We start from the raw sequence: 7,764 nt of genomic DNA on the forward strand, positions 1-7,764 counted from the left end.
GCTGGAGTCCCCTGAACCCGAACCAGGTGTCCCACTGCCGGAACCCCACCCGGCAGTGGGACACCTGGTTCGGGTTCAGGGGACTCCAGCCCCGGCGACGAGGAAAACCCCGACAACTCAGATGGCAAGTGAAGCAGCCTGTACTCCTGTAGAACGCACGCATGTAGCGTTTGGCGCAATGGTGGGAACTGTGCTATTTGGAATTGGGTTGGGCTGTTATCCTAAAAAGCTGTGGGCAGAGCGCTGGTGGTTCTGGCGTTTTTGTGGGTTATTACCCTGACAGGGTTTTTGCTACTGCGCCAAACCCCCAAAACCTCTCCCTTGTGGGGTCTGCGGGACTTTTTCTGGATGCTTTTACAGGCCCTGAGCATCGTTAGCCTGCTGGCCATAGTGGCCCTGGTCACCGGCATCATCACCCTGCAGCGCAACCCCTTCGCACCCGGAAACTGAGTATGCGCGTTGCCATCTTGTCGGATATTCACGGCAATCTTCCGGCGCTCGAGGCCGTCCTGGCCGACCTGCAGGAAGTCCGGCCCCGGCTGGTGGTAGTCAATGGCGATATCGTGAACCGGGGGCCTTCCAACCGCGAGGTACTGGAACGTCTGCTGGACCTGTCGTCTTCCAAACAAGGCCGCGCCCTGGCCCCCGAGGGCTTCTGGTTTACCCTGGGCAACCACGACGACTTGTTGGTCAAATGGGCCCAGCGCGACCCTTCGCTCAACGACCTTTACACCGACCCCTTGTTCGAGCCCACGGCCTGGTCGGTGGCCCAGCTCTCTCGGGACCATCTGGACTGGCTGGGCAACCTGCCTTTTCAAGTGGTAATCGAGGAAGCACCCCGGCGGGCCCTGGGCCTGGATAAAGCCGAAGGCCTGGGTGAAAGCGTGCTGGTGCGGGCTACCCATGGCTCGCCCCGTCACTACCGTGAAGGCTACGACGAACACCAAACCCTGAGCACTCTGGTGGAAATCAGCGAGGACTACCCGGCCCGCCTGCTGGTGGGGTCACATACCCACCGCCCCTTCATGTACCAGTTGGGCGAGGCCCTGGTGCTCAACAGCGGGGCCGTGGGGGCGCCCTTCAACGGCGACGTAAGGGCTCAGTATGTGGTGGTGGAAATCGGGGAAAACCACGTGCAGGTGGACTTTCGCCAGATTCCCTACAACCTGCAAGTCGCCCTGCAGGCCTATTACGACTCGGGCCTGATGGAAGCAGGCGGGCTGGGGGCCGACATCTTCTACCACGAAACCCGCACGGCGCGCTCTATGCTAATGCACTTCTGGCAGTGGGCCGAAGCTCAAACCAGACCCCGAGACTGGGACTCCTGGCGGCTCTACCAGGTCACCCACCCCGAGCGGTTTGTCTAGCCGGACTGCCGATGGCCTGCTGTAAGCTACCCCCATGAGCCTCTCCCTCGAGCGCATCCGTGAGTTTGTGATTGCTGGACATGGCGATCTGGCAAAAGTGCAGGCTATGCTGGATGAAACCCCGGAGTTGCTAAATCTGGCCCACGAATGGCGGCCCGGCGATACCGAAACAGCCATTCAAGGGGCCGCCCATGTGGGGAGTCGAGCCATTGTGGCGTTTCTGCTATCCAGAGGAGCCCCTCTGGAAATCTCCACCGCAGCCATGCTGGGGCAGGTAGAAACCGTTCAGGCCATGTTGAAGCGTGACCCCTCACGCGCAAAGCACAAAAGCGCCCACGGCATACCCTTGCTGCCCCACGCAGCGCTCTCGGGGCTGCCGGAAATGCTCGAGCTGGTATGGAGGTATGGAGCCAGAGAAGGGGTTGAGCAGGCTTTGCAGCTGGCGGTCATGCAAGGCCATACTGAGGCCGTGCGCTGGCTCCTGACCAACGCTCACCCCGACCTGAGCCTGCCAAATTTTCAGGGTAAAACCCCCTTGCAGGTAGCCCAGGAAGCCGGCTTTACCGAGATCATCGAACTTTTGGATGGAGGCCTGGGTGGAAAATCTGCGTGAGTTCTTGCTCCAGGCCCGCACCATTGCGGTGCTGGGTGCCCATCCCAACCCCGCCAAAGCGGCCTTCTATGTACCGGACTATCTGACCCAAAGCGGCTACAGCGTGCTGCCGGTGAATCCTGCCTATGCGGGGCAGGAACTCTGGGGGCGTACCATTGTGGCCACGCTGAGCGAACTCGAGCCACCCATCGACATTGTGAACGTGTTCCGGCGGAGCGAGGCCCTGCCGGGCCACCTGGAGGAGATTCTGGCCGTCAAGCCCAGGCTGGTCTGGCTACAATCGGGGATTGTGCACGAGGCCTTTGCCGAAACCCTGCGACAGGCCGGCATACCGGTCGTGCAGGATCGCTGCTTGATGGTTGTGCATCGGCAGCTTTTCGGCCAGGCCTTTTGCTGAACCGCCCAACCACGGCTTTTCCATGCCCAGCAACCTCCATAAAGCCCTGCTTACCTGGTACCAGCACCACAAGCGCAAGCTGCCGTGGCGGGGGGAATCTGACGCATACAGGATTTTGCTATCGGAGATGCTCTTGCAGCAGACCCGGGTCGAGCAGGCCATTCCCTACTACCAGCGCTTCTTGCAGCAATTTCCCAACCTGGAAACCCTGGCCCAAGCCAGCCAGGAAGATGTTTTGAAGGCCTGGCAGGGCTGTGGTTACTACGCCCGGGCCCGCAACCTGCACAAGCTGGCCCAACAGCTTGTTTTCGCTGGCCAGGCGCTTCCCTGCTCGTCCGTTGAACTGCTCGCCCTGCCCGGTATCGGCCCCTACACCGCCGCCGCAGTGGCCTCGATGGCCTTTGGGGAGCCCGTCGCAACGGTAGACGGCAATGTGCGGCGGGTGTTGTCGCGCCTGTTTGCCTGGGAAAAGCCAAGCCCCAAACAGGTGCAGGAAACCGCCGATACCCTGATGGCCCAGCTGGTGAACCGCAGAGGCGATAGAGACACACCCGGCAACTGGAATCAGGCCCTGATGGAGCTGGGGGCCACGGTTTGCACCCCCAAAAACCCAAGCTGCGGGGCCTGCCCGGTAGCCCCGTTCTGCCAGGGAAAGAACCACCCCGAGCGCTACCCTGCCGCCCAAAAACGCCTGCAGAAAAGCCTCGAGATGGTAGCGCTGGTCTTGCAGGGGCCTGCGGGCGTCCACCTGGAACTGCGCCAGGGCCCCGTGCTGGGCGGGCTTTGGGGGGTTCCGATGGAGGAAGACCCAGGGGCTTTAGAGCGCTTGCTGGCCCGCTTTGGGCTGGACAAAGCTGAGCCAGTGGGCGCGGTTCGCCACGACTTCACGCACCGCAAACTGAACATCCAGGTCTACAAAGCCCCCTACGAGGCCAAAGAAAACCCCAGGCAGCGCCCTTTATCGCGGCTGGATCGCAAGATACTAAAGTTGGTTGAAACCAAGTCTCTACGGCTTTTGTAGTTGCAAGTTGCGTGGTCTATAGGTCTATGGTCATTCAACTATCGACGATTGACTGTAGTCTGCAGGCTTTCCGCAAGCCGCATCCCTTCCTCGGCCATCTGGGCATAAGTCCCCTGCCCCAGCACACACAGCCCCACTGCGTACAACCCCCCCAGGCGATGCAGACGGAAGGTCGCTGAGTCCCACTCGCCGGGCGCGAAAACCTGGTACTCCACCCGGTAACCAGGCGTTCCGCTCTGCTCAGCAACCTGGGCCCCCTGGGTAATAAAGGCAAAACCCAACTGCTGAAGGTACTGGTACAGGTCGGGGTAAGCCACCTCCGAGAGCCGCCCGGCCTCCTCGGCCACGCTGCCAATATAGAGCCTGGGCAAAAGAAAACTGCCCACCGCCAGCACCACTACTGGCGCGGTTTTGCGTGGCCCCTCCCAGCTTCGGATGCCCGCCACGGCCTGCCCTTCCAGCAGCAAGCCGGTCACGGAGAGTTGCAGGAGGTGCAGGTTGGGCTGGTTTTCCAGGCGATACTTGGCCCTGCTGTGGAGTTCCCAACCCTTCAGGCCCTCCTGACCCACCTCGGCCAGCAAAGAGCCGCTGGGAAAGGGGGCCTGGATAGGCGTGAAGGGCAGAAACACCGAGTCCAGACTGGTGGTCACAAGCCCCACCCGCACCCCACGTTTAGCCAGGGCGTAGGCGGCCTCGGAACCGGCAAAGCCAGCACCCACAATCAGTACGTCGTAGTCAGCGATTGGCGTCATTGGTACGATTAGGGCTAGTCTTCCAGGTATGTATATCCCACCAGTTCCCGCGCGTACAGTTCCATGAAAGATCCCTTCTCAGCCGGGGTAAGTTTCTTGGAGGAGCGCACCAGCTTTTCTACGGCCTCGGCCAGTTCACCCTCCTCGTAGCCCATCTTTTCGATTACCTTGCGGGCTTTCTCTCCTATTATGAAGCGCTCGATGTCGTAGCCATCTTCATCCACGACCACGTGAGCCTCGCCGATGCGGCCAAACAAGTTATGACTCATGCCCAGCACGTCCTGGTAGGCCCCGGTCAGGAAAACCCCCAGATAGTAAGGTTCTCCCGGACGAATTTCGTGTACAGGCAAGGTGTTGCGCACGTCGTGGGTGTCTATGAAACGGTCGATCTTGCCATCGGAGTCGCAGGTGATGTCGACCAGGGTGGCCTCGCGGGTGGGGCGCTCGTTCAGGCGAGAGAGCGGCACGATGGGGAACATCTGCTTGATGGCCCAGGTGTCGGGCAGGCTCTGGAAAAGGCTAAAATTGCAGACCAGCTTGTCGGCCAGCATCTTTTGCAGGTCCTCGAGCTCGTCGGCAGGGTAGTCGAGCTCCAGGGCCAGCTTCAGGGTTTTGCGGGCAATCTGGTAGAAGAGCGCCTCGGCAGCGGCCCGGTCGCGCAGCGAGATGAGGCCCAGGTCATAGAGGTTCTGGATGGTGTCCTTGTTGGCGAAGGCGTCGTGGTAGACCTCGCGGTAATTTTTGGCCGAGATCCCCCTGGCCAGGTCGAACATGTCCTTCACCACCGGGTGGGCATCCTTGGGCTGCTCGAGCTTTTCTTCGCCTGGAGGACGGATAGTATCCACCACTTCCAAAATCAGCACGCTGTGGTAGGCGGTCACGGCCCGCCCCGACTCGGTCACCAGGATGGGGTGCGGTTCTCCGTGGCCATCGCAGATTTCCTTGGTCACGTACACCAGGTCTTCGGCGTATTCCTCCAGGGTGTAGTTGGCCGAGGCGTAGAAGGCAGTCTTGGAGCCGTCGTAGTCTACGGCCAGGCCGCCCCCCAGGTTCAGGTAGCGCACCGGAGCCCCCAGCTTGCGAAGCTGTACGTAGGTCTGGGCTATTTCGCGAACGGCCTGCTTGATGCGGCGGATATCCGTTACCTGGCTGCCGATATGCGAGTGCAGCATGGCAATGGTGCCCAGCATCCCGGCTTCAGCCAGGATGTCCACGGCCCGGATAATTTCAGGGGTGGTAAAGCCAAACTTGGCCGCCTCGCCCCCAGACTCCTCCCAGGCCCCCGAACCCTTGGTCTTGAGCTTGTAGCGGATGCCAATCTGGGGCTCCACCCCCAGCTCCTGCGCAATGCGAATAACCCGCCCCAGCTCGGCAAATTTCTCCAGAGTAATCACCACGTTTTTGCCCAGCTTTTTGCCCATCAGGGCCAGGCGGATGAAGTCGTCATCTTTAAAGCCATTGCAGGCAATGATGGACTCGGGGTGCAAATCCTGGGCCAGAATCAGGGCCAACTCGGCTTTGGAACCGGCCTCGAGGCCGTAGGCGTACTGCTTGCCGGCTCGAGCCACCGTTTCGACCACCATACGCCGCTGGTTCACCTTGACCGGGAAAAGCCCCTGATAACCGGCGTGGTAGTGGTACTTCTTGATGGCCCGCTTGAAGGCTTCGTTGAGCGCCAGGACCCGGGCTTCTAAAATCTGCGGGAAACGCAGCATCACCGGCAGCGGGCGGCCTTCATCGCGCAGATCCTGCACAATTTCGTACAGCGAAGCGCTGGGGCCATCCGGCCCTTCAGGGGTGACCTCGAGCTCGCCATCCTCCCCTACCCGAAAAAACCCCGCCGCCCAGTGGGGGACGAGGTAGGTTTCTTCGGCATCCTTGGCAGTGTAACGTTTGAGCTTCTCCAACTTGAATCCGGGTCTCCTCACACAGGCTACGGGTGGAATGTCAGAGGGGCATTCGCCGTGCGCTGTCCAGAAGAGAGTGTAGGGCAAACTGCCCCCCAATGCTATAGCCACCCCGCACAAACATGAACAGCCTGTAGGCGCAACGCGCTTTTATGTCGAGGGCCTCAAAACCTAGGCAAGAACCACAGCAAGTCCAGGGCGGGCGGCTTAATGCCCTGGATACGCAACAGCAAAGCTATCTGCGCGGTATGCCGCACTTCGTGCAGCATCACGTGCCACAGGATGCTCTCCACCGTGTAGCGCTGCTCGAGGTCGTCGTGCGGGCTCAGCACCCGCTTTAATTCGGTATCGGTGAGCGCGGTGAGATAGGCCCGGGTGCTCTGCTCGACAGCCTTCCAGTAGTCCAGCAGGGCGTGCAGGGCAAAGCCCGCGTACGCCGGTCCGCCGGTGGTGTTCCTCAGGGCCGGCATGTTCATCAACACCGGCTCCGTACGCATTATGTCCTCATGCAGCCAGGAGTCCTCCACGCTGGCCAGGTGAAACACCAGGTCTTTGATGCAGTGGAAGCGCTCGCCAGCCAGCAGGGGGCGCGACAGCACATCGTCTGGGACAGCCTCGAGTACCCCCCACAACTCGCGGCGCGCGCGAACCAGGTAGTTGTACATCTCGGGGATGTTCATCGCTTCCTGTTCCGCTCTGGGCTGACCTCGAGCTTCGCCGTGATCGTCTGACCCACTTCCAGGCGCTCGGCCTGGCGCACCTGGTCTTTGAGCGGAAGCACATACCGACCGTCCTTGGGCCAAAGCGAGGTCCTCCACTCGGTCTTTCCGATGCGCACCTTCACTGGAATCATGCCCCAGCCGTAGGTCAGCAACCGTTCGGCACTCTTGATGGCCTGGCTTTGCTCCTCGGGAACGGTCACAAAGTAGAACGGCGCAGGCCCGCGCCACTCCCAGATTTCACCGCTGAACTGCAGGCCCATCATCACCAAACCTCCGTTCGCCACTGGCTCCAGATGGCTTTTTCTTCCACTTCCTCCGGCATGCTGTAGCCAGTAGCCTTAAGGGCTAGCTTGATCTGCCCCACATGGTAGCCCTCGTGCCAGAGCAGGTGTTGAAGCAAAAGAATAGGGTGATCGTAGGAAGCGTGTGGCCCCTGCATGGCCTGGCCGGTATGTAGCCGATCCCGTACCGCCTCACACACGGCGTGGGCGCTCTGGTTCAGTGCTTGCTCGATGCAGGCAGTTTCACGTTCGGCCACCCATTCCTCCCCGGCCTGGCGGAAGAGTTGGTTCATACCCGTAGCAAACTCGGGCGCGACCTGGCCCAGCCAGAACAGACGGGTTTGCTGCATGTGCGCGTACTGCTGCGCAATGCTCGGGCTGCCCTCGAGTACCTGTGCATCCAGACCCCCTTCAGGCAGTGCCTGAAGCAGATTCAGCAAGATGGCGTTGTTGCGCGCATAAGAGTCCAGCAGGGCCTCCAAAATAGAATCATTCATACGTTTTCCTTACGCACAACCCGGCTATAAATATGATTTTAGCGTATTTATGTCAGTCTGCATAGGCAGGGACGTACTGGAGTCATATAAAAAATTCGGTTGAGCAAAGGAAGGGGCTTCTAAACTGGATTTGTGAATAACCCAGAGAAGCCCAAAGATAGTGTAGCTTGCCAGAACTGCGGAAGTGTGAAAGTCGAATGTGGCGGC

General features: G+C 60.4%; 10 protein-coding genes. 5 read left to right on the forward strand and 5 right to left on the reverse strand.

Features of this window, described 5'->3' with window-relative positions; all coding sequences use genetic code 11:
• The first annotated feature begins 231 nt into the window (after positions 1 to 231).
• The 5 genes from Mhypo_RS16555 to mutY are packed head-to-tail and all read left to right on the forward strand — an operon-like array spanning position 232 to position 3,398.
• Positions 232 to 450, forward strand: coding sequence for a hypothetical protein (locus tag Mhypo_RS16555; protein ID WP_119342352.1), 219 nt, complete (start codon positions 232 to 234; stop codon positions 448 to 450).
• 2 nt (positions 451 to 452) lie between these two features.
• Entirely contained in the window at positions 453 to 1,367 is a 915-nt protein-coding gene (locus Mhypo_RS16560) for a metallophosphoesterase family protein (protein ID WP_119342353.1), read from the forward strand.
• 34 nt (positions 1,368 to 1,401) lie between these two features.
• The gene (locus Mhypo_RS16565) at positions 1,402 to 1,980 is read left to right on the forward strand and encodes an ankyrin repeat domain-containing protein (RefSeq protein ID WP_119342354.1); all 579 of its coding nucleotides are present in this window, start codon (positions 1,402 to 1,404) and stop codon (positions 1,978 to 1,980) included.
• On the forward strand, positions 1,964 to 2,377 hold the full coding sequence (locus Mhypo_RS16570; RefSeq protein WP_119342358.1) for a CoA-binding protein: 414 nt from the start codon (positions 1,964 to 1,966) through the stop codon (positions 2,375 to 2,377). Before Mhypo_RS16565 ends, Mhypo_RS16570 begins: the two co-directional genes overlap by 17 nt.
• 22 nt (positions 2,378 to 2,399) lie before the next feature.
• Positions 2,400 to 3,398 carry an A/G-specific adenine glycosylase gene (mutY, locus tag Mhypo_RS16575; RefSeq protein WP_119342359.1) on the forward strand — a complete coding sequence of 333 codons (999 nt, stop codon included), beginning with the start codon at positions 2,400 to 2,402 and terminating at the stop codon, positions 3,396 to 3,398.
• 38 nt (positions 3,399 to 3,436) lie between these two features.
• Here the strand turns inward: mutY and Mhypo_RS16580 are convergent, their stop codons facing one another.
• From Mhypo_RS16580 to Mhypo_RS16600, 5 genes are all read right to left on the reverse strand, one after another.
• On the reverse strand, positions 3,437 to 4,150 hold the full coding sequence (locus Mhypo_RS16580; protein WP_371862147.1) for an FAD-dependent oxidoreductase: 714 nt from the start codon (positions 4,148 to 4,150) through the stop codon (positions 3,437 to 3,439).
• Positions 4,151 to 4,164: 14 nt separating this feature from the next.
• Positions 4,165 to 6,057, reverse strand: coding sequence for a biosynthetic arginine decarboxylase (gene speA, locus Mhypo_RS16585; protein ID WP_119342355.1), 1,893 nt, complete (start codon positions 6,055 to 6,057; stop codon positions 4,165 to 4,167).
• Positions 6,058 to 6,221: 164 nt separating this feature from the next.
• On the reverse strand, positions 6,222 to 6,737 hold the full coding sequence (locus tag Mhypo_RS16590; protein ID WP_119342356.1) for a DinB family protein: 516 nt from the start codon (positions 6,735 to 6,737) through the stop codon (positions 6,222 to 6,224).
• A complete protein-coding gene (locus tag Mhypo_RS16595) occupies positions 6,734 to 7,042 on the reverse strand; it encodes a DUF1905 domain-containing protein (RefSeq protein ID WP_240637305.1) in 309 nt (102 codons plus the stop codon). Before Mhypo_RS16595 ends, Mhypo_RS16590 begins: the two co-directional genes overlap by 4 nt.
• Positions 7,042 to 7,557 (reverse strand): DinB family protein, encoded by a 516-nt coding sequence (locus Mhypo_RS16600; RefSeq protein WP_119342357.1) that lies wholly within the window; start codon positions 7,555 to 7,557, stop codon positions 7,042 to 7,044. The genes Mhypo_RS16595 and Mhypo_RS16600 overlap by 1 nt, the downstream gene beginning before the upstream one ends.
• Between the last annotated feature and the right edge of the window lie 207 nt (positions 7,558 to 7,764).

It is taken from the genome of Meiothermus hypogaeus (genome assembly GCF_003574035.1).
In the GTDB taxonomy this organism is placed as follows: domain Bacteria; phylum Deinococcota; class Deinococci; order Deinococcales; family Thermaceae; genus Meiothermus; species Meiothermus hypogaeus.

Coding starts and splice junctions, on each gene's coding strand:
- Mhypo_RS16560 (WP_119342353.1), top strand. CDS start 453: ATGCGCGTTGCCATCTTGTCGGATATTCACGGCAATCTTCCGGCGCTC.
- Mhypo_RS16565 (WP_119342354.1), top strand. CDS start 1,402: ATGAGCCTCTCCCTCGAGCGCATCCGTGAGTTTGTGATTGCTGGACAT.
- mutY (WP_119342359.1), top strand. CDS start 2,400: ATGCCCAGCAACCTCCATAAAGCCCTGCTTACCTGGTACCAGCACCAC.
- Mhypo_RS16580 (WP_371862147.1), bottom strand. CDS start 4,150: ATGACGCCAATCGCTGACTACGACGTACTGATTGTGGGTGCTGGCTTT.
- Mhypo_RS16590 (WP_119342356.1), bottom strand. CDS start 6,737: ATGAACATCCCCGAGATGTACAACTACCTGGTTCGCGCGCGCCGCGAG.
- Mhypo_RS16595 (WP_240637305.1), bottom strand. CDS start 7,042: ATGATGGGCCTGCAGTTCAGCGGTGAAATCTGGGAGTGGCGCGGGCCT.
- Mhypo_RS16600 (WP_119342357.1), bottom strand. CDS start 7,557: ATGAATGATTCTATTTTGGAGGCCCTGCTGGACTCTTATGCGCGCAAC.